The organism is Pseudomonas sp. LBUM1678, assembly GCF_059695575.1.
Genome location: NZ_CP166775.1, coordinates 6,451,426 through 6,471,179, shown reverse-complemented (window position 1 = coordinate 6,471,179; position 19,754 = coordinate 6,451,426). Strand labels below are relative to the sequence as shown.

General features: G+C 59.8%; 18 protein-coding genes. 13 read left to right on the top strand and 5 right to left on the bottom strand.

From position 1 onward, the window contains the following. Window positions 1-23: 23 nt before the first annotated feature. The 4 genes from ACA070_RS29515 to ACA070_RS29500 all read left to right on the top strand — a co-directional run bounded on the left by ACA070_RS29515 (window position 24) and on the right by ACA070_RS29500 (window position 4,352). Window positions 24-1,418, top strand: coding sequence for a D-2-hydroxyglutarate dehydrogenase (locus ACA070_RS29515; RefSeq protein ID WP_131061064.1), 1,395 nt, complete (start codon window positions 24-26; stop codon window positions 1,416-1,418). A gap of 36 nt (window positions 1,419-1,454) precedes the next feature. Further along, on the top strand, window positions 1,455-2,120 hold the full coding sequence (locus tag ACA070_RS29510; protein ID WP_497449355.1) for a fumarylacetoacetate hydrolase family protein: 666 nt from the start codon (window positions 1,455-1,457) through the stop codon (window positions 2,118-2,120). A gap of 279 nt (window positions 2,121-2,399) precedes the next feature. Then, window positions 2,400-3,329 carry an SdiA-regulated domain-containing protein gene (locus ACA070_RS29505; RefSeq protein WP_497449354.1) on the top strand — a complete coding sequence of 310 codons (930 nt, stop codon included), beginning with the start codon at window positions 2,400-2,402 and terminating at the stop codon, window positions 3,327-3,329. A gap of 105 nt (window positions 3,330-3,434) precedes the next feature. After that, window positions 3,435-4,352 carry an SdiA-regulated domain-containing protein gene (locus ACA070_RS29500; RefSeq protein ID WP_497449353.1) on the top strand — a complete coding sequence of 306 codons (918 nt, stop codon included), beginning with the start codon at window positions 3,435-3,437 and terminating at the stop codon, window positions 4,350-4,352. Between the two features lie 123 nt (window positions 4,353-4,475). Here ACA070_RS29500 and rpiA read toward each other — a convergent pair whose 3' ends face one another. Continuing rightward, window positions 4,476-5,150, bottom strand: a complete 675-nt coding sequence (gene rpiA / locus ACA070_RS29495) for a ribose-5-phosphate isomerase RpiA (protein ID WP_497449352.1) — start codon at window positions 5,148-5,150, stop codon at window positions 4,476-4,478. Window positions 5,151-5,484: 334 nt separating this feature from the next. Between rpiA and ilvA the strand changes: the two genes are divergently transcribed. Then, a complete protein-coding gene (ilvA, locus tag ACA070_RS29490) occupies window positions 5,485-6,999 on the top strand; it encodes a threonine ammonia-lyase, biosynthetic (protein WP_461977618.1) in 1,515 nt (504 codons plus the stop codon). A gap of 39 nt (window positions 7,000-7,038) precedes the next feature. Continuing rightward, window positions 7,039-7,464 (top strand): DUF2269 domain-containing protein, encoded by a 426-nt coding sequence (locus ACA070_RS29485; RefSeq protein ID WP_497449351.1) that lies wholly within the window; start codon window positions 7,039-7,041, stop codon window positions 7,462-7,464. A gap of 94 nt (window positions 7,465-7,558) precedes the next feature. Here ACA070_RS29485 and ACA070_RS29480 read toward each other — a convergent pair whose 3' ends face one another. Continuing rightward, entirely contained in the window at window positions 7,559-8,215 is a 657-nt protein-coding gene (locus tag ACA070_RS29480) for a histidinol-phosphatase (RefSeq protein ID WP_497449350.1), read from the bottom strand. 143 nt (window positions 8,216-8,358) lie between these two features. Between ACA070_RS29480 and ACA070_RS29475 the strand changes: the two genes are divergently transcribed. Together ACA070_RS29475 and ptsP are read left to right on the top strand one after the other, a co-directional pair. Continuing rightward, entirely contained in the window at window positions 8,359-8,838 is a 480-nt protein-coding gene (locus ACA070_RS29475) for an RNA pyrophosphohydrolase (RefSeq protein ID WP_007945562.1), read from the top strand. A 22-nt stretch (window positions 8,839-8,860) separates the two neighbouring features. Next, entirely contained in the window at window positions 8,861-11,140 is a 2,280-nt protein-coding gene (gene ptsP, locus ACA070_RS29470; RefSeq protein ID WP_497449349.1) for a phosphoenolpyruvate--protein phosphotransferase, read from the top strand. A 160-nt stretch (window positions 11,141-11,300) separates the two neighbouring features. Here the strand turns inward: ptsP and ACA070_RS29465 are convergent, their stop codons facing one another. Continuing rightward, complete coding sequence (locus tag ACA070_RS29465; protein WP_497449348.1) at window positions 11,301-12,047, bottom strand: NRDE family protein; 747 nt, start codon at window positions 12,045-12,047, stop codon at window positions 11,301-11,303. Between the two features lie 120 nt (window positions 12,048-12,167). Here ACA070_RS29465 and ACA070_RS29460 point away from each other — a divergent pair, with 120 nt between their 5' ends. The 3 genes from ACA070_RS29460 (at window position 12,168) to ACA070_RS29450 (ending at window position 14,851) form a co-directional block, all read left to right on the top strand. Then, entirely contained in the window at window positions 12,168-12,950 is a 783-nt protein-coding gene (locus ACA070_RS29460; RefSeq protein ID WP_462029600.1) for a sulfite exporter TauE/SafE family protein, read from the top strand. Between the two features lie 74 nt (window positions 12,951-13,024). Then, window positions 13,025-13,831 carry a prolipoprotein diacylglyceryl transferase gene (gene lgt / locus ACA070_RS29455; RefSeq protein WP_497449347.1) on the top strand — a complete coding sequence of 269 codons (807 nt, stop codon included), beginning with the start codon at window positions 13,025-13,027 and terminating at the stop codon, window positions 13,829-13,831. A gap of 48 nt (window positions 13,832-13,879) precedes the next feature. Further along, entirely contained in the window at window positions 13,880-14,851 is a 972-nt protein-coding gene (locus ACA070_RS29450) for a thymidylate synthase (protein ID WP_497449346.1), read from the top strand. Window positions 14,852-14,936: 85 nt separating this feature from the next. Here ACA070_RS29450 and ACA070_RS29445 read toward each other — a convergent pair whose 3' ends face one another. Both ACA070_RS29445 and cadR read right to left on the bottom strand, forming a co-directional pair. Continuing rightward, window positions 14,937-15,737: a hypothetical protein gene (locus ACA070_RS29445; RefSeq protein ID WP_497449345.1), complete on the bottom strand. Its 801-nt coding sequence runs from the start codon at window positions 15,735-15,737 to the stop codon at window positions 14,937-14,939. A gap of 183 nt (window positions 15,738-15,920) precedes the next feature. Beyond that, on the bottom strand, window positions 15,921-16,370 hold the full coding sequence (gene cadR, locus ACA070_RS29440) for a Cd(II)/Pb(II)-responsive transcriptional regulator (protein ID WP_497449344.1): 450 nt from the start codon (window positions 16,368-16,370) through the stop codon (window positions 15,921-15,923). A gap of 85 nt (window positions 16,371-16,455) precedes the next feature. Here cadR and ACA070_RS29435 point away from each other — a divergent pair, with 85 nt between their 5' ends. Together ACA070_RS29435 and ACA070_RS29430 are read left to right on the top strand one after the other, a co-directional pair. Continuing rightward, window positions 16,456-18,723 (top strand): heavy metal translocating P-type ATPase, encoded by a 2,268-nt coding sequence (locus ACA070_RS29435; RefSeq protein WP_497449343.1) that lies wholly within the window; start codon window positions 16,456-16,458, stop codon window positions 18,721-18,723. A gap of 16 nt (window positions 18,724-18,739) precedes the next feature. Beyond that, window positions 18,740-19,603: a LysR family transcriptional regulator gene (locus ACA070_RS29430; protein ID WP_033060537.1), complete on the top strand. Its 864-nt coding sequence runs from the start codon at window positions 18,740-18,742 to the stop codon at window positions 19,601-19,603. The last annotated feature ends 151 nt before the right edge of the window (window positions 19,604-19,754 follow it).

Here is a 19,754-nt window from a genome sequence, read left to right as displayed (position 1 = left end):
TGAATTGTTCGAGAGTTCTGTCGATGACCAATCCTGCCCTGATTGATGAGCTGAAGACCCTGGTAGAGCCTGGCAAGGTGCTGACCGACGCCGACTCCCTGAATGCTTATGGCAAGGATTGGACCAAGCATTTCGCCCCGGCCCCAACGGCCATCGTGTTTCCGAAGACCACCGAGCAGGTTCAGGCCATTGTGCGTTGGGCCAACGAGCACAAGGTGGCGCTGGTGCCGTCCGGCGGCCGCACCGGTCTGTCCGCCGCTGCCGTGGCGGCCAATGGTGAAGTGGTTGTGTCGTTCGACTATATGAACCAGATTCTCGACGTGAACATGACTGACCGCACGGCAGTGTGCCAGCCGGGCGTTGTGACAGAGCATCTGCAAAACGTCGCCGAAGAAAAGGGCCTGTACTACCCGGTGGACTTTGCTTCGGCAGGTTCGAGCCAGATTGGCGGCAACATCGGCACCAATGCCGGCGGGATCAAGGTCATTCGCTACGGCATGACCCGTAACTGGGTGGCTGGCATGAAAGTCGTCACCGGCAAGGGCGATCTGCTGGAACTCAACCGCGACCTGATCAAGAACGCCACCGGCTACGACCTGCGTCAGCTGTTCATTGGCGCCGAAGGTACCCTCGGATTTGTGGTCGAAGCGACCATGCGTCTGGACCGTGCGCCGAAAAACCTCACCGCGATGGTCCTCGGCACCGCCGATTTCGACTCGATCATGCCGGTGCTGCACGCGTTCCAGAGCAAACTCGACCTGACCGCCTTCGAATTCTTCTCCGACAAGGCCCTGGCCAAGGTCATGGCGCGCGGCGACGTGCCGGCGGCGTTTGAAACCGATTGCCCGTTCTACGCGCTGCTGGAATTCGAAGCCACCACTGAAGAAGTGGCCAACCACGCCCTGGAAACCTTCGAACACTGCGTCGAGCAGGGCTGGGTGCTGGACGGCGTGATGAGCCAGAGCGAAACCCAGTTGCAGAACCTGTGGAAGCTGCGCGAATACATCTCCGAAACCATTTCCCACTGGACGCCGTACAAGAACGACATTTCGGTCACTGTGTCGAAAGTCCCGGCGTTCCTGAAGGAAATCGACGCGATCGTCGGCGAACACTACCCGGACTTCGAAATCGTCTGGTTCGGCCACATCGGCGACGGCAACCTGCACTTGAACATCCTCAAGCCGGAAAACCTGAGCAAGGACGAGTTCTTCGCCAAGTGCGCGACCGTCAACAAGTGGGTGTTCGAAACCGTCGAGAAGTACAACGGCTCGATTTCCGCCGAACACGGCGTGGGCATGACCAAGCGTGATTACTTGACCTACAGCCGCTCGCCGGTTGAGATCGAGTACATGAAAGCCGTCAAAGCGGTGTTCGACCCGAACGGCATCATGAACCCGGGCAAAATCTTCGCTGTTTGACTTTTGAACTTAAGCGCTACGAAACAGGAGTCGGTAATGAGCTATCAGCACCAGTATGTCGACGGTACGCGTATTCATTTCCCGCTCGGGAAGGTGGTGTGCATCGGCCGCAACTACGCCGAACACGCCAAGGAATTGGACAACCCGGTGCCTACCGAGCCGCTGTTGTTCATCAAGCCGGGCAGTTGCGTGGTGCCGCTGGAAGGCAGTTTCAGCATTCCGACCGGGCGTGGCTCGGTGCATTACGAAGCGGAAATCGCGGTGTTGATCGGCAAGCCTTTGTCGACCAAGCCAAGCCGTGAAGAAGTGCTGGATGCCATCTCCGGCTTCGCCCCGGCCCTGGACCTGACGCTGCGTGACAAACAGGCCGAGCTGAAATCCAAGGGCCTGCCGTGGGAAATCGCCAAGTCCTTCGACGGCGCGGCGGTGATTGCGCCGTTTGTGGCCGGCAGCACCTTTGCTGACCTGACCGACATCGGCATTCGCCTGACCATCAACGGCGAAGTGCGCCAGGACGGCAACAGCAGTGCGATGCTCAACCCGATCGTGCCGATGATCCAACACATGGCCGGCTGCTTCTCGCTGCAGGCCGGTGATGTGATCCTGACCGGCACGCCGGTGGGCGTCGGTCCGCTGAATGTCGGCGACGAGATCGTGCTGGAACTGCCGGGCGCGAGCAGTTTCACCAGCTCCGTCCGTTAACCTTATAGAGCTGTTGTGGCGAGGGGATTTATCCCCGTTGGGCTGCGCAGCGGCCCCCAGGTTTTTGGGGTCGCTACGCGACCCAACGGGGATAAATCCCCTCGCCACACGGACATACGCTCACATTCAGAATTGTGAATCTGCCCGCAAACACGCATGGCTTTCCTGCCATTTCCCGTTTTTTTCACATCCTGTCTGGATAATTCCGCGGATTCTGGCGTCTGAGCCGGTCCCAATTGTGCTATTACCCGTAGCCTGAATTTCTGGAACGCATCCTGAATGGCCACCCGACCGCTGCCCACTGTCAAAACTGCCCGCCGCTCGCGCTTTGTCATGCGTTGGTATTCCTGGCTTTTGCTGGTGGCCGCCGCTGCTTATGGCCTCGCCTTTGCGATGCATTGGGATGATCGCGGTGTGCTCTGGCTGCGTGAACGTTTTGAAAGCCCTGCCGAGCGTCAGGAAAGTATCTGGCTGCCGGATTACCGCGCGGTGATCGACGCCAAGCTGCTACCGGGCATGGAGAAGGACGAAGCGTCGGACCTGGCCTACGACCCGCAAACCAAAACCCTGTTTTCCGTCATGGGCAAAAAACCGTTCCTCGTTGAGCTGAGCTTGCAGGGCGACGTGTTGCGCAAGATGCCGCTGGTGGGCTGGAGCAACCCGGAAGGCCTGACCGTGATGGGCAATGGTCTGCTGGCCATCGTCGATGAGCGTGAGCACATGCTCTCCATCGTCAAGGTCGATGCCGACACTCGCGAACTGAACCGCGATAACTTCCCTAAATACGACCTCGGCCCTTCGAAAGACCAGAACAAGGCCTTCGAAGCCATCGTCTATGACCCGCGCCATCAACAAATTCTGCTGGGTGAGGAGCGCCCGCCGGCGCTGTTCAGCTGGAAAAGCGACGGCAGCCAGATCCTCAAGGGCGACAAGCAGAAACTCGCCAATGACGAACTGGACATCCGCAACCTGTCGGGTCTGGCCATCGACCCGCGCACTGGCCACACCCTCGTGCTGTCCGCCGATTCCCACTTGTTGCTGGAACTGGACGAGAAGGGCGAGCAGGTCAGCTTCATGACGTTGCTGGGCGGTTTCAACGGTCTGAAGAAGACCATTCCGCGTGCCGAAGGCGTGACCATGGACGATGCGGGCAACCTGTACATGGTGAGCGAGCCGAACCTGTTCTACCGTTTCGAAAAGCAGAAATAGGCGCCGCGAATCCAGCAGTTGTGGTCAAAGGCAACTGGCCATTAAGCTTGAATTCATACAGGCGTGATATTTCATCCGCCTGTTTCTGTTTCCGAGCTCGCCTGAATGCGCCGACTTGCCCGTCCCAAACCCCTCATTCTGATCCTGACAGTGATTGCACTGATCGCGCTGGTTGCGGTTGGCCAATACATGCGTCTGTTCGAGCGCGCCTGGTTCAACCTGCACACCCTCTGGCAACCATTAAGCAGCGAATCCATCGGTCTGGATCAATACCGGGTGGAGATTGAAGCCCGGGTCATCGACGGGCTGAACGACGATGTTTCGGCGCTGACCTTCGATCCGGTGCGCAAAAGCCTGTTCACCGTCACCAACAAAAACGCAGAGATGATCGAGATGTCGCTGGACGGGCGGATCATTCGGCGCATTGCGCTGGTGGGTTTCGGCGACCCGGAGGCAGTGGAGTTCATCAGCGCTGACACGTACGTGATCACCGACGAAAGCCAGCAACGGCTGATCAAGATTCATCTTGAGGAGGGCACTACGTTCCTCGACGCGGCGGATGCCGAGCAGATGACCCTCGGCGTGCACATGAGCGGCAACAAGGGTTTCGAAGGCTTGGCCTACGACTCGGTGGGCAAGCGCCTGTTTGTCGCCAAGGAGCGTGACCCGATGCTGATCTACGAAGTGCAGGGCTTCCCGCATTACAACCCGGAGAAATCCTACGCGGTGCACGTGGTCAACAACCCCAAGCGCGACGCCGGGATGTTCGTGCGAGACCTGTCGAGCCTGCAATACGACGAGCGCAGCGGCCATTTGCTGGCGCTGTCCGATGAGTCGCGGCTGATTCTGGAGCTGGATGTGGACGGGCGACCGCTGAGCACCATGTCTCTGAGTAAAGGGCGTCAGGGGTTGCAGAAGACCGTGCCGCAAGCGGAAGGCATCGCCATGGATGACGACGGCACGATGTACCTCGTCAGCGAACCCAACCTCTTCTACGTCTTCAAAAAACCACCGCAACCCTAAGCAACACCCCAACCTCCTGTAGGAGCCGGCTTGCTGGCGATAGCGGTTTAACAGCCAACATGGATGTTGAATGTTAAGTCCTCATCGCCAGCAAGCCGGCTCCTGCAAGGGGTGGCGTATTTCTTACTCAGCGCGCAGGGTTTTCACGCCTTCACTGGTGCCCAACATCAGCAAATCCGCCGGACGCGCCGCAAACAGGCCATTGGTGACTACGCCAACAATCGCGTTGATCTGCGTTTCCAGCTCAACCGGGTTGGTGATCTGCATGTTGAACACGTCGAGGATGATGTTGCCGTTGTCGGTCAGCACGCCTTCACGGTAGACCGGGTCGCCGCCCAGTTTCACCAGCTCGCGAGCCACGTGGCTGCGGGCCATCGGGATCACTTCGACCGGCAGCGGGAACGCGCCAAGTACCGGCACCAGTTTGCTGCCATCGGCGATGCAGATGAAGGTCTTGGCCACGGCCGCGACAATCTTCTCGCGGGTCAGGGCCGCGCCGCCGCCCTTGATCAGGTTCAGGTGCTCGTCGCTTTCATCGGCGCCGTCGACGTAGAACTCCAGGTCGCTGACGGTGTTCAGCTCATACACCGGAATACCGTGGCCCTTGAGGCGGGCGGCGGTGGCTTCGGAGCTGGCGACTGCGCCATCGAACGCGCCTTTGTGCTTGGCCAGGGCGTCGATGAAGCAGTTGGCAGTGGAGCCGGTGCCGACCCCGACGATGCTCTTGTCGTCGAGTTTCGGGAGGATGAAGTCGACGGCGGCCTGAGCCACTGCCTGTTTGAGTTGATCCTGGGTCATGCGGGCTCCGAGGTGCCGAAGGAGGGAACGAAAGGCCGGCATTATAGGCTTGGCAATGTGGCAGGTCATTGCCCGATTGGCGGGTGGTGCAGATTTGCTTTTGTGGCGAGGGAGCTTGCTCCCGCTGGAGTGCGAAGCGCTCCCCTGCATTCATTCAGGTGCACAGCTCAAACAGTTTTACGACTGCTGCGCAGCCGAGCGGGAGCAAGCTCCCTCGCCACAATCAGTCCCTGGGGCTTTCGAGTGGCTAAAACCACCTGTTTAGTGTGGTCGCCCGCCCGAAAGCCGGGTTAGACTCCTTGACCCTGCCCAACCCGCTCAGTGATGCTTTCCGATGCTCGAACAGTACGTCAAAAAGATCCTCACCTCGCGCGTTTATGACGTTGCCGTAGAAACCCCATTGCAGACGGCCCGCCAGCTCTCCGAGCGGCTGGGCAACTCCATTTGGCTCAAGCGTGAAGACTTGCAGCCGGTGTTCTCGTTCAAGATTCGCGGCGCCTACAACAAGCTGACCCAGCTGAGCGACGAAGAACGCGCTCGCGGCGTGGTCACCGCATCGGCAGGCAATCACGCGCAGGGTTTGGCCCTGGCGGCGAAAGTGTTGGGCGTCAAAGCCACCATCGTGATGCCCAAGACCACCCCGGAAATCAAAGTAGAAGGCGTGCGTTCGCGCGGCGGTAAAGTGGTGCTGCACGGAGATTCATTCCCGGAAGCCCTGGCCTACTCGCTGAAACTGGTCGACGAAAAAGGCTACGTCTACATTCACCCTTACGACGATCCCCACACCATTGCCGGGCAGGGCACCGTGGCCATGGAGATTCTGCGCCAGCACCCTGGGCGTCTGGATGCGATCTTCGTCCCGGTCGGCGGCGGCGGGCTGATCGCCGGGATCGCGGCGTACGTGAAGTACCTGCGCCCGGAAATCAAAATCATCGGCGTCGAGCCGGACGATTCCAACTGCCTGCAAGCAGCCATGGCGGCCGGCGAGCGCGTGGTGCTGCCGACCGTGGGCCTCTTCGCCGACGGCGTCGCGGTGGCACAGATCGGTCAGCACACCTTTGATATCTGCAAAGACTACGTCGATGACGTCATCACCGTCAGCACCGACGAAATCTGCGCGGCGATCAAGGACATCTACGACGATACCCGCTCGATCACTGAACCTGCCGGCGCCCTGGGCGTGGCCGGGATCAAGAAATACGTCGAACAGAACGGCGTGACCGGCCACACCTTCGTGGCCATCGACTCCGGCGCCAACGTCAACTTCGATCGCCTGCGCCATGTCGCCGAGCGCGCCGAACTGGGCGAAGGTCGTGAGGCGATCATCGCCGTGACCATCCCCGAGAAGCCAGGCAGCTTCAAGGCGTTCTGCGAAGCCATCGGCAAGCGCCAGATCACCGAATTCAACTACCGCTACAACACCGGCAGCGAAGCGCACATCTTCGTGGGTGTGCAGACACATCCGGAAACCGACCCACGCAGTGCGCTGATTGCCAGCCTCGGCGAGCAGGGCTTCCCTGTGCTGGACCTGACCGATAACGAACTGGCCAAGTTGCACATTCGCCACATGGTGGGCGGTCGTGCGGCCCACGTGGTCGATGAAGTGATTCTGCGCTTCGAATTTCCGGAGCGTCCGGGCGCGCTGTTCAACTTCCTCAACAAGCTCGGCGGGCGCTGGAACATCTCGATGTTCCACTACCGCAATCATGGCGCGGCGGATGGCCGCGTGGTCGCGGGGCTGCAAGTGCCTCACGACGAACGTCATCTGGTGCCTGCGGCGCTTGAGGAAATCGGCTACCCGTACTGGGATGAAAGCGACAACCCGGCCTATCAGCTGTTTCTTGGCTGAGCGGCTACGCTGATGGGCAGGCTCTAAGGAAATCGAACTATGGAAACGTTAACCGCCCTGAAAGTGGCGCATATGGTGGCGACGGTGTTGCTGCTGGTCAGTGCGCTGGGGCTGGCGATCTGGGTCTGGCGCACGCGGCGTAACGGTGATGCGACAGCGCATGCCCGGACGCTTCAGCGACCGCGGGTGTTCATCTGGCTGTTGATGGGCCTGGCGCTGCTGAGCATGCCGTTTACCGGCTGGTGGATGGTGCATCTGGTGGGCTGGCCGCTGGGGCAGACCTGGTTGCTGGCGTCGAGTGTGCTTTACACCGTGGCGGCGTTGGGGTGGTTTTGGTTGCTGGTGCGGCTTAACAAGTTGCGCACTGCACCGGGAGGCAGCGGCAAGTTCACCTTTGCCCTCGCACTGTTCAGCTTCGTTTGTTTTGTCGCGATTGCGGGGTTGATGGGTGCCAAGCCTGTGTAGGAGCCGGCTTGCTGGCGATCAACGATAACGCGGTGTATCTGCAAAACCGCGTCGATCCGATCGCCAGCAAGCCGGCTCCTACAGGATGGTGCGATCAGTCGCGCAACGACATTACCGGCCAGCCACGCTTCTCGGCTTCGGCGCGTAAGTTAGGATCTGGATCGACCGCCACAGCGTGAGTCACCTGCTCCAGCAGCGGCAAATCATTCATCGAGTCGCTATAGAAGTAACTGTCTTCCAGCGAATACCCGGTCTCTTCCAGCCAACGATTCAACCGCGTGACCTTGCCCTCGCGGAAGCAAGGAACATCAGTGCTGCGCCCGGTATAACGCCCATCGACCATCTCGCATTCAGTGGCGATCAGGGTTTCAACGCCCAGGCGCTGGGCAATCGGCCCGGTCACAAAACGGTTGGTGGCCGTGATGATCACCAGTTTGTCGCCAGCCTCACGGTGCTTGGCCAACAATTCAATAGCCTTGGGCAGCACAATCGGCTCGATGCAATCGCGCATGTAATCCAGGTGCCATTGATCCAGCGTGGCCATCTCGGTGCGGCCGAGGACTTCCAGGCAGAAGTTCAGGTAGGCGTCGTTATCCAGCTTGCCGGCCAGGTAGTCCTGATAGAACTCGTCGTTGCGTGCCTTGTAGGCGACGGCGTCGAGGAAGCCGCGTTCGCACAGGTAATCGCCCCAGGCGTGGTCACTGTCGCCGCCCAAAAGCGTGTTGTCCAAGTCGAATAAAGCCAGCCGCATTGCAGTTACTCGCTGAAAAGTCTGTAGAAAGGCGTCCAGAATACGGACTTTTCACAAGAGTGCACATAAGGTAGGTCGGCTCGTTGCTGCCTTCACAACCTTTGTGGAACAATGCGGCGACATGCGTTTGCGAGGTTGTTGCCGTGATCGACCCCGATGGTTTCCGCCCCAATGTCGGGATCATTCTCACGAATGATGCCGGACAGGTGCTATGGGCTCGCCGTATCAATCAAGATGCCTGGCAGTTTCCACAGGGCGGGATCAACCCCCAGGAGACGCCGGAAGACGCCTTGTATCGCGAGTTGAACGAAGAAGTGGGTCTTGAGCGCGAAGATGTTGAAATTCTCGCCTGCACCCGGGGCTGGTTGCGCTATCGTTTGCCGCAACGTCTGGTCAGGACGCACAGCCAACCGCTGTGCATCGGCCAGAAACAGAAATGGTTTCTCCTGCGCCTGATCTCCAACGAGCAGCGGGTGCGGATGGATTTGACCGGTAAACCGGAGTTCGATGGCTGGCGCTGGGTCAGTTATTGGTATCCGTTGGGCCAGGTGGTGACATTCAAGCGCGAGGTGTATCGACGCGCTCTCAAAGAGCTTGCCCCGCGCCTTTTAACGCGCGACTGACGACGGAGTTCGACCCCGAGCCATGCTCAATACGCTGCGCAAGATCGTCCAGGAAGTTAACTCCGCCAAGGATCTCAAGGCGGCGTTGGGGATTATTGTGTTGCGCGTCAAAGAGGCCATGGGCAGCCAGGTCTGCTCGGTCTACCTGCTTGACCCCGAGACCAACCGCTTCGTGCTGATGGCCACCGAGGGCTTGAACAAGCGCTCGATCGGCAAAGTCAGCATGGCACCCAACGAAGGTCTGGTCGGCCTGGTCGGCACGCGTGAAGAACCCCTGAACCTCGAAAACGCCGCGGATCACCCGCGCTACCGTTACTTCGCCGAGACCGGTGAAGAACGCTACGCCTCCTTCCTCGGGGCGCCGATCATTCACCACCGCCGCGTCGTCGGCGTGTTGGTCATTCAGCAAAAAGAACGCCGCCAGTTCGATGAAGGTGAAGAAGCCTTCCTCGTGACCATGAGCGCACAGCTCGCCGGTGTAATAGCCCACGCCGAAGCCACCGGTTCGATCCGTGGCCTGGGCCGTCAGGGCAAAGGCATCCAGGAAGCCAAGTTCGTCGGTGTACCGGGCTCGCCGGGTGCGGCGGTCGGTACCGCGGTGGTCATGCTGCCGCCGGCCGATCTCGATGTGGTGCCCGACAAGACCATCACTGACATCGAAGCCGAGCTCGGCCTGTTCAAGACCGCCATCGAAGGCGTGCGCGCCGACATGCGCGCCTTGTCCGCCAAATTGGCCTCGCAGCTGCGTCCCGAAGAGCGGGCCTTGTTCGACGTCTACCTGATGATGCTCGCCGACGAGGCGCTGGGCAACGAAGTGACCACGGTGATCAAGACCGGTCAGTGGGCCCAGGGCGCGTTGCGCCAGGTGGTGACTGAGCACGTCAACCGTTTCGAACTGATGGACGACGCCTACCTGCGTGAGCGCGCCTCGGACGTCAAGGACCTTGGCCGGCGTTTGCTGGCGTATCTGCAGGAAGAGCGCCAGCAGAACCTGGTCTACCCGGAAAAAACCATTCTGGTCAGCGAAGAACTGACGCCGGCGATGCTTGGCGAGGTGCCGGAAGGCACGCTGGTCGGTCTGGTCTCGGTCCTCGGCTCAGGTAACTCCCACGTCGCGATCCTCGCTCGGGCGATGGGCATCCCGACGGTGATGGGTCTGGTTGACCTGCCCTATGCCAAGGTCGACGGCATCGAGTTGATCGTCGATGGCAATCGCGGCGAGGTCTACACCAACCCCAGCGACGTGCTGCGCAAGCAGTTCGCCGAGGTGGTGGAGGAAGAGAAACAACTGGCGCTCGGTCTTGATACCCTGCGCGACTTGCCGTGCGTGACCCTCGATGGCCATCGCATGCCGCTGTGGGTCAACACCGGCCTGCTGGCGGATGTTGCGCGAGCGCAGAAGCGTGGCGCCGAAGGCGTTGGTCTGTACCGCACCGAAGTGCCGTTCATGATCAACCAGAGGTTCCCGAGCGAAAAGGAGCAGCTGGCGATCTACCGCGAGCAACTCGCCGCGTTCCACCCGCAACCGGTGACCATGCGCAGCCTGGACATCGGCGGCGACAAGTCGCTGTCGTACTTCCCGATCAAGGAAGACAACCCGTTCCTCGGCTGGCGCGGCATTCGCGTCACCCTCGACCACCCGGAAATCTTCCTGGTGCAGACCCGCGCGATGCTCAAGGCCAGCGAAGGCCTGAACAACCTGCGGATTCTGCTGCCGATGATCTCCGGCACCCACGAACTCGAAGAAGCCCTGCACCTGATTCACCGGGCCTGGGGCGAAGTGCGCGACGAAGGCACCGATGTGCCGATGCCGCCGATTGGCGTGATGATCGAGATTCCGGCGGCTGTTTATCAGACCAAGGAGCTGGCGCGCCAAGTGGACTTCCTGTCCGTCGGCTCCAACGACTTGACCCAGTACCTGCTGGCGGTGGACCGAAACAACCCGCGAGTGGCCGACCTTTACGACTACCTGCACCCGGCGGTGCTGCAAGCCTTGCAGAACGTGGTGCGTGATGCCCACGCCGAAGGCAAGCCTGTGAGTATCTGCGGCGAGATGGCCGGTGACCCGGCGGCGGCGGTGTTGTTGATGGCGATGGGCTTCGACAGTCTGTCGATGAACGCCACCAACTTGCCGAAAGTGAAGTGGATGCTGCGCCAGGTCAACCTGAGCATGGCCAAGGAATTGCTGGCTGAGCTGATGACCATCGACAACCCGCAAGTTATCCACAGCTCGCTGCAACTGGCGCTGAAGAACCTTGGGTTGGCGAAGATGGTCAATCCGGCTGCCGCCAAAGCCCTCTAAATATGGACTGGCCCTGTGGCGAGGGAGCTTGCTCCCGCTGGAGTGCGAAGCGCTCCCAGTCCGGCCGATGAGTTGCTTTGGAAGGACCCATTGGCCGGTTGACGGCTGCTTCGCAACCGAGCGGGAGCAAGCTCCCTCGCCACAATTCATCGCCAGACGGTCAAATCTTTATCTCCACTTCCCCCAGATGCCCGCCATACGGTCCGAAACTCCTTTCGACCATAAGCCGCGTCCCATCCGCCTGAACAATCAACGCCGTACACGCCCGTGTCCCATACGTGGGACTGGCAATAAACACACTCGACAACAACGTCTCGGTCGCCAACCCCACCCCGGTGTCCGGCAACTCAGCAAACGGCGCTGTCTGCGGATCGTTCAGCAAGGCCAATAACGCCTCTGGCTGCGGATCCTCCAGCACTTCTTCCAGCGCCGCCCGCGCCTTGAGCAGTTTCGGCCACGGCGTGTCCAGACCGGCGTTCGACAACCCGTAAACCCCAGGTGGCAGCATCACCGCCTCAGACGCCCGCGCATTGAAGTGCCACAGTTCGTTGGCATTACCGATCAGCAGGTTAAACCCGGCATATTCAAGCGATCGTCTGACAACGTCGCTTAAGTAATCATCAATCGGCATGTTGCCCAAGAGAAAACCTGCCGCCAGTTCACCTCGCGATTTTCGCGACGGCGGCTGATGCGGATCACGGATATTTGTCAGCGCAGCGAAGCGCCCATTGGCCCCGATACCGAGCCAGGTGCCGCCGGCTTCCAGGTCGCGACCGGCATAGACCTGAGGCGCTTCGGGCCATTGCGCCAAAGGCAGGCTGGGCCGGGCATAGAATTCGTCGCGGTTGGCCGCCACGATCAGCGGCTGGGCGTGGCCCGGTCGCCAGGCAAAAACAATCAGGCACATAAGGTGGTCCTAGTGTGTTTTTTGCTCACTCTACGCAGTCGTCGTGTGGGTATCCATCGCCATCCAGTGGAGCTTGAGGCCATGCATCCGTTACCATGCCGCTCTCATTTGGGGATGCGCATGGAATTTCTGCTTTATCTGGCCCTCGGGGCCTGTGCAGGCGTGCTGGCCGGGCTGTTCGGGGTCGGCGGCGGGATCATCATCGTCCCGGTGCTGGTGTTCAGTTTCACCTTGCAGGGCTTCGACGCCTCGATCCTGACCCACTTGGCGGTCGGCACTTCCCTGGCGACGATCATCTTTACGTCGGTCAATGCGGTCCGCGAGCATCAGCGGCGCGGCGCAGTACGTTGGCCGATATTCGTCTGGATGACCGTTGGTATCCTGATGGGCGCCGGTTTTGGTGCGCTGACGGCCGAAGCCATCTCCGGCCCGAACCTGCAGAAGATCATCGGTGTGTTTGCATTGATCATCGCCGTGCAACTGGCGCTGGACGTCAAACCCAAGGCCAGCCGAACCGTGCCAGGCAAACTCGGTCTCACCGTGGCCGGCAGCGTGATTGGCTGGGCCTCGGCAATTTTCGGCATTGGCGGCGGCTCGTTGACCGTACCGTTCCTGACCTGGCGCAGCGTGCCGATGCAGCAGGCGGTGGCGACTTCGTCGGCCTGCGGTCTGCCCATCGCCTTGGCCAGTGCATTAAGTTTCATGATTCTGGGCTGGCACGATCCGTTGCTGCCGGCCCATAGTCTCGGTTTTATTTATTTGCCGGCGCTGCTGGGGATTGCCCTGACCAGCATGTTCTTCGCCCGCATCGGCGCACGACTGGCCCACAGGCTGTCGCCGAAGTTGCTGAAAAGGCTGTTCGCCGCTTTGCTGTTCTGCGTTGGCCTGAGCTTCCTGCTCTAGCTCGCAATGCTGGCTTAATCCTGAGGTGGCAGCGTCGCCCGGGAATTCTGGTTTCAACTTAACAAGGAGTCGCAATGCTGCCTTACCCGCAGATCGACCCGGTGGCCCTGGCCATCGGTCCGCTGAAAATCCACTGGTACGGTCTGATGTACCTGATCGGCATCGGCGGCGCCTGGCTGTTGGCATCGCGCCGGCTCAACCGTTTCGACCCGACCTGGACCAAGGAGAAACTCTCCGACATGGTCTTCTGGATGTCGATGGGCGTTATCGTCGGCGGACGCCTGGGCTATGTGCTGTTCTACGATCTGCACGCTTACCTGGCCAACCCGACGCTGATTTTCGAGGTGTGGAAGGGCGGCATGTCGTTCCACGGCGGGTTCATCGGCGTGATGCTGGCAGCGTTGTGGTTCGGCAAAAAGAACAACAAGTCGTTCTTCCAGCTGATGGACTTCGTCGCGCCAATGGTGCCGATTGGCCTGGGCGCCGGGCGTATCGGTAACTTCATCAACGCCGAGTTGTGGGGCAAGGCGACCGACGTGCCGTGGGCGATGATCTTCCCGACTGATCCGGCTCAATTGGCGCGTCACCCGTCGCAGCTGTACCAGTTCGCGCTCGAAGGCGTGGCGCTGTTCGCCATTCTCTGGTTGTTCTCGCGCAAGCCGCGGCCGACCATGGCCGTGTCCGGGATGTTCGCGCTGTTCTACGGCATCTTCCGTTTCATTGTGGAATTCGTCCGCGTCCCAGACGCGCAACTGGGCTATCTGGCCTGGAACTGGCTGACCATGGGCCAGGTACTTTGCGTACCGATGATCGTCGGCGGGCTGTTCCTGATCTGGCTGGCGTATCACCGCGCCCCGGCAACTCCAGCGGCCGCCGTATAAATTCGAATCCCGGGGTGACGACCCCGGGTTCAAGGACACAGGTAACTCATGAAGCAATATCTCGAACTGGTCGCCCACGTCATCAAGAACGGCACCAAACAGGCCAACCGTACCGGCGTGAACACCATCAGCTTTCCGGGCGCGATGCTGCGTTATGACCTGAAAGAAGGTTTCCCGGCGATCACCACGCGCAAGATGGCCTTCAAATCCGCCATCGGCGAGATGTGCGGTTTCCTGCGTGGCGTGAACAACGCCGCGGAATTCCGTGCGCTGGGCTGCAAGGTCTGGGACCAGAATGCCAACGAAAACGCGCAGTGGCTGGCCAACCCGTTCCGCCAGGGCGAAGACGACCTCGGCGAGATCTACGGCGTGCAATGGCGCAAATGGCCGGCGTACAAGCAGATCCCGGTCAGCAATCAGGCCGCCATCGAACAGACCCTGAGCCAGGGTTATCGTCAGATCGCCGAAGGCGAAGAAGACGGTCGGGCCTACGTGGTTCTGTACAAGGCGATCGACCAGATCCGCCAGTGCGTCGACACCATCATCAAGGACCCGGGCAGCCGCCGCATCCTGTTCCACGGCTGGAACGTCGCCCAGCTCGATGAAATGGCCTTGCCGCCGTGCCACCTGCTGTACCAGTTCCACCCGAATGTAGAGACCAAGGAAATCTCCCTGACCCTCTACATCCGCTCCAACGACCTGGGCCTGGGCACGCCGTTCAACCTCACCGAAGGCGCCGCGCTGCTGAGCCTGATCGGTCGCCTGACCGGCTACACGCCGCGTTGGTTCACCTATTTCATTGGCGACGCCCACGTCTACGAAAACCATTTGGACATGCTGAACGAACAGCTCACTCGCGAGCCGTTCCCGATGCCGAAACTGGTGATCAGCGACCGTGTGCCGGAGTTTGCCAAGACCGGTGTTTATCAGCCGGAGTGGCTGGAGTTGATCGAGCCGGGTGATTTCTCGCTTGAGGGTTATCAGCACCACGCGCCGATGACCGCGCCGATGGCGGTTTAAATCCGACTGAAAGCGATGAAATAAGATGGTTTCTGATACGAGCAGTGACGGTGGACTCCACCGTACCTGTTCGTATCATATAGAACTATTTAAGATTGAACCTTACTGCACCAAGCCCATACCAAAAATCAAAACTAGCTGAACTTGAAAGCAATGCAAGTTGTACGTAAATACTTGCCCCGCTGGAGCCTTGATAAAATTCGGGGGCTATAAAAAATGTATAGGCGGACCCTTGATGCTCTGCAGCTATAATCTGTTGATGTCGAGGTTGTTCTGAATGGTTCCACTGCATGACCAGATGAGTATGAGGTCCCAGGTTGGACAAGACCAGAGTTGTAACTATAAGTCCATTCGGGTACGCCTCTGCATCCAGAAAACCATCAATCACACCCTCGACGCTATTATTTCCTGCAGCTTCGAAGTGCGGTGAGACGAGTAGTCCCTTAGGTAGGGAAGGAACGTCATGTTCATCTAGGCGTTCACGGACGCAGACAATATCCGTAGGAACTCCTTCGAATTTTTTCACTTCGTCGCTTGGCAAAAGAAAGCGAAGTGGTTGCTCGATACACCTGACTTCCCGGCTCTCTGAGATGTACTTTCTGCTCCCGTCCCGTGCTGTCCACTCAACTCGCAGGTGATCGGATGGCTTGACGTCGTGTGACGTGTCTGCTGCCACCGTTATCCAGAATAGAAAGTGGTTATTCACAATGGGCAATACATATAGATCGCCAATGTAGCTGAGCGTCCCATAAAGTTCTTCATATTGGTTTTTTTTGTATTGAACAACTGGAGCAGGAGTTTCTGCGTCATGCTTACTTTTCGACGTATGAGTGTTAGTTAAAATTGGGCCGTCAAGTGGATATTTGCGTTCAGCGATATCATTCATGTTAGTTCCTCTGCAATTGCCAAAATTTCGGTTGGCTTATAAGAGAAAGGCTAAACGCTAATTGTGTGTGTATCTACTGTCATAAATGACAGGTGTGGATACTCATTTCGTATAAAGCGAATGGCTTATACATCTATTCGTTCTATGGAAGAATTAATTCTTCAAATAGCCACTGCCTAAAGATCAATGGCCGTGGCTTCGGCCGACATGAGAAGGCTCAACCTCGGTCGCCACAACCCCGCCACTCACTTCCAGCCGCTGCAAAATCCCGCACTGATCAATCTCCGGCCCCTCGCTACAGCGTTGGCGCAGGTCGAGCAGTTGCGCCTGCAATGCCATCAGCCCATCGATCCGCGCTTTCACGTGATGGATGTGTTCGTCGATCAACGCATTCACGCTTTCACACTGATCCTGCGGACTGTCGCGCAGAGCCAGCAGGCTCCGGATTTCCTCGAGCGTCATGTCGAGGGTGCGGCAATTGCGGATGAAGGTCAGGCGTTCGGCGTGGGCCTGGGTGTAGACGCGGTAGTTGCCGTCGCTGCGGGCCGGTTCCGGCAGCAGATTTTCGCGCTCGTAGTAGCGGATGGTTTCCACGGCGCAATCGGTGAGTTTGGCGAGTTCTCCGATCTTCATGACGGCAGTCTCCAAATAAGTGCTTGACCCTATAGTGGCTACAGGGTCTTTACTTGGCAACAGGCACCTTCATGGACGCAACCCAATGAGCGATTCCCTTCACACCCACAAACCCGAGGCTGATCACGATCACGATCACAGCCACAAGCTGCAGCCTGTGCAGAAACATGACCACGGCGGGCACGGGGACTCTTGCTGTTCTTCGAAAGCGGCAACGCCTTCGCTGATCAAGTTGAGCGGCAAGCCGACCGACGGCTCGCGGCTGAGCAGTTTCCGCATCGACGCCATGGATTGCCCGACGGAGCAGACGCTGATCCAGAACAAACTCGGCAAACTCGCGGGTGTGCAGCAACTGGAATTCAACCTGATCAACCGCGTGTTGGGCGTGACCCATGACCTGCCAACCACTGCGCCGATCATCGAGGCGATCAAGTCGCTGGGCATGGTGGCCGAACCGATGGAGCAGGGCAGCGAAGCGCCTGCGCCGATCCCCGAGAAAAAACACTGGTGGCCCTTGGCGCTGTCCGGCGTGGGTGCGCTGGCTGCAGAAGTGATCCACTTCACCGACGCCGCACCGACGTGGGTGGTGGCAATTATCGCGCTGATTTCGATCCTCAGTGGCGGCCTCACCACTTATAAGAAAGGCTGGATCGCGCTCAAGAACCTCAACCTGAACATCAATGCGCTGATGAGCATCGCGGTGACTGGCGCGATCCTGATCGGCCAATGGCCGGAAGCGGCGATGGTGATGTTCCTGTTCACCGTGGCCGAGTTGATCGAAGCGAGGTCGCTGGACCGGGCGCGCAACGCCATTGGCGGCCTGATGCAGATGACCCCGGAACAGGCCACGGTGCAGCTAGCCGACGGCAGTTGGGTCGAGCAAGACGTCAAAACCATCGAGCTCGGTGTACGAGTGCGGGTGCGTCCCGGCGAGCGGATTGGCCTGGACGGCGAAGTGGTGTCGGGCAGTTCGACCATCGATCAGGCGCCGATCACCGGCGAAAGCCTGCCGATCGAGAAGACGGTGGGCGATAAGGTCTTCGCCGGCACCATCAACCAGGCGGGCTCGCTGGAATACACCGTGACCGCCGCGGCCAATAACTCGACCCTGGCGCGGATCATCCACGCCGTGGAACAGGCCCAAGGCGCGCGGGCACCGACCCAGCGCTTCGTCGATCAGTTCTCGAAAATCTATACCCCGGCGGTGTTCTTCCTCGCCTTGGCGGTGGCGGTGATTCCGCCACTGTTCATGGGCGCCGTGTGGTTCGACTGGATCTACCGGGCGCTGGTCTTGCTGGTGGTCGCTTGCCCATGCGCCTTGGTGATTTCCACCCCGGTGACCATCGTCAGCGGCCTCGCAGCGGCAGCGCGTAAAGGCATCCTGGTGAAGGGCGGTGTTTATCTGGAGGGCGGTTACAAGCTCGATTACCTGGCCTTGGACAAGACTGGCACGATTACCCACGGCAAACCGGTGCAGACCGATTATTTGTCGCTTGATCCAACCGCTGACGCATCCGCCCCGGCGATTGCGGCGGCGTTGGCCGGTCGCTCGGATCACCCGGTGTCGCTGGCCATCGCCAATGCGGCTGTGGAAAAACAATTGGCGCCACTCGTTGTGGATAACTTCGAAGCCCTGGCCGGGCGTGGCGTTCGCGGTGACATCAACGGTCAGACCTACCACTTGGGCAACCATCGTCTGGTGGAAGATCTGGGCCTGTGTTCGCCTGCGCTGGAAGAAAAGCTGTTCGCGCTGGAAAAACAGGGCAAGTCCGTGGTGTTGTTGCTCGACACATCGGGCCCACTGGCGCTGTTCGCCGTCGCGGATACGGTCAAGGAGTCCAGCCGCGAAGCGATCCAGCAGCTGCACGATCTGGGCATCAAAACCCTGATGCTGACTGGCGACAACGTCCACACCGCTCAGGCGATTGCCGCGCAAGTCGGCATCGACGAGGCCAAGGGCGATCTGCTGCCGACCGACAAGCTGCAAGCCATCGAAGCGCTTTATGCACAGGGCCATCAAGTGGGCATGGTCGGCGACGGCATCAACGATGCGCCGGCGCTGGCCCGGGCCGAGATTGGTTTCGCGATGGCTGCGGCAGGCACCGATACCGCCATCGAGACCGCCGATGTCGCCCTGATGGACGACGATCTGCGCAAGATCCCCGCGTTCATCCGCCTGTCGCGGCAGACGTCGAGCATCCTCAAACAGAACATCGCCCTTGCTTTGGTCATTAAGGCGATCTTTCTTGGGGTAACCTTCGCCGGGATCGCCACCATGTGGATGGCGGTGTTCGCCGACATGGGCGTGAGCCTGTTGGTGGTGTTCAACGGTTTGCGCCTGCTGCGCAAGTAAGCGATGAGGAAAGGGTGTGCTGAGTGCCGAGCTGAAGGCGTTTTACATGGTTGCCCGCTTGGGCAGCATTACCCTGGCGGCGAAAAAGCTCGGCCTGAGTCAACCCACGGTGACCACGCAGATCCGTAATCTGGAAAGCCAGTACTCGGTTGAGCTGTTCTACCGTGGCGGCCGCCGCCTCAGCGTCAGCGATGAAGGCGCGCGACTGTTGCCGATGGTCAAGGCGTTGTTGCAGCAGGAAGCCGATATCGAGTTTTTCCTGCGCAACAGCGGCCAGGTCCAGGGCACGTTGCGCATCGCCGCCACGGCGCCGTATTACATCCTCGATCTGGTGAAGACCTTCCGCGAGCGCCTGCCGCAGGTGGAAGTGTCGGTGGAGATCGGCAACTCCCAGCAGGTGCTGGAGGCGCTGGAGGATTACCGGGTGGATGTCGCGGCGTCCTCGCAGTTGCTCGACGATGCGCGGCTCATTCGTCGGGTGCTCGGCAGCGATCCGCTGGTGCTGGCGGTGCATCGCAATCATCCGCTGGCGGTGCATGATCATGTGCCGCTGAGTGCGTTGGCCGGGCATACGTTGTTGATGCGCGAGTCCGGCTCGACCACTCGGCGATTGACCGAAGAGTTGCTGGCCAGCGCCGGGGTGAGTTTCGGGCCGCTGCTGGAGATTGGCAGCCGTGAATCAATTCGTGAGGCGGTGCTGCGCAACATTGGCATCAGCATCATTGCCCGGCAGGAAGTGCCGCATGACCCGCAACTGCGCGTGCTGACCATCGAGAATGCGCCGCAGATTCCCGAGTATCTGTACTGCCTCAAGGAACGCAAAGGCGCGCGGCTGCCGGCGGCGTTTCTGGGGTTGGCGCAGGAAATGGCCCCCGCGTAACGATCGTTCCCACGCTCCGCGTGGGAATGCCTCAACGGACGCTCCGCGTTCGGCTCTTGATGGGACGCGGAGCGTCCCGGGCTGCATTCCCACGCGGAGCGTGGGAACGATCGGCGGTGAACCCAAATCCCCGAATACCACTATCAGCCGT

Excerpts from the sequence above, each read along its gene's own strand:
- ACA070_RS29515 (WP_131061064.1), top strand. The coding sequence starts at position 24 with ATGACCAATCCTGCCCTGATTGATGAGCTGAAGACCCTGGTAGAGCCT.
- ACA070_RS29510 (WP_497449355.1), top strand. The coding sequence starts at position 1,455 with ATGAGCTATCAGCACCAGTATGTCGACGGTACGCGTATTCATTTCCCG.
- ACA070_RS29505 (WP_497449354.1), top strand. The coding sequence starts at position 2,400 with ATGGCCACCCGACCGCTGCCCACTGTCAAAACTGCCCGCCGCTCGCGC.
- ACA070_RS29500 (WP_497449353.1), top strand. The coding sequence starts at position 3,435 with ATGCGCCGACTTGCCCGTCCCAAACCCCTCATTCTGATCCTGACAGTG.
- rpiA (WP_497449352.1), bottom strand. The coding sequence starts at position 5,150 with ATGACCCAGGATCAACTCAAACAGGCAGTGGCTCAGGCCGCCGTCGAC.
- ilvA (WP_461977618.1), top strand. The coding sequence starts at position 5,485 with ATGCTCGAACAGTACGTCAAAAAGATCCTCACCTCGCGCGTTTATGAC.
- ACA070_RS29485 (WP_497449351.1), top strand. The coding sequence starts at position 7,039 with ATGGAAACGTTAACCGCCCTGAAAGTGGCGCATATGGTGGCGACGGTG.
- ACA070_RS29480 (WP_497449350.1), bottom strand. The coding sequence starts at position 8,215 with ATGCGGCTGGCTTTATTCGACTTGGACAACACGCTTTTGGGCGGCGAC.
- ptsP (WP_497449349.1), top strand. The coding sequence starts at position 8,861 with ATGCTCAATACGCTGCGCAAGATCGTCCAGGAAGTTAACTCCGCCAAG.
- ACA070_RS29465 (WP_497449348.1), bottom strand. The coding sequence starts at position 12,047 with ATGTGCCTGATTGTTTTTGCCTGGCGACCGGGCCACGCCCAGCCGCTG.
- ACA070_RS29460 (WP_462029600.1), top strand. The coding sequence starts at position 12,168 with ATGGAATTTCTGCTTTATCTGGCCCTCGGGGCCTGTGCAGGCGTGCTG.
- lgt (WP_497449347.1), top strand. The coding sequence starts at position 13,025 with ATGCTGCCTTACCCGCAGATCGACCCGGTGGCCCTGGCCATCGGTCCG.
- ACA070_RS29450 (WP_497449346.1), top strand. The coding sequence starts at position 13,880 with ATGAAGCAATATCTCGAACTGGTCGCCCACGTCATCAAGAACGGCACC.
- ACA070_RS29445 (WP_497449345.1), bottom strand. The coding sequence starts at position 15,737 with ATGAATGATATCGCTGAACGCAAATATCCACTTGACGGCCCAATTTTA.
- cadR (WP_497449344.1), bottom strand. The coding sequence starts at position 16,370 with ATGAAGATCGGAGAACTCGCCAAACTCACCGATTGCGCCGTGGAAACC.
- ACA070_RS29435 (WP_497449343.1), top strand. The coding sequence starts at position 16,456 with ATGAGCGATTCCCTTCACACCCACAAACCCGAGGCTGATCACGATCAC.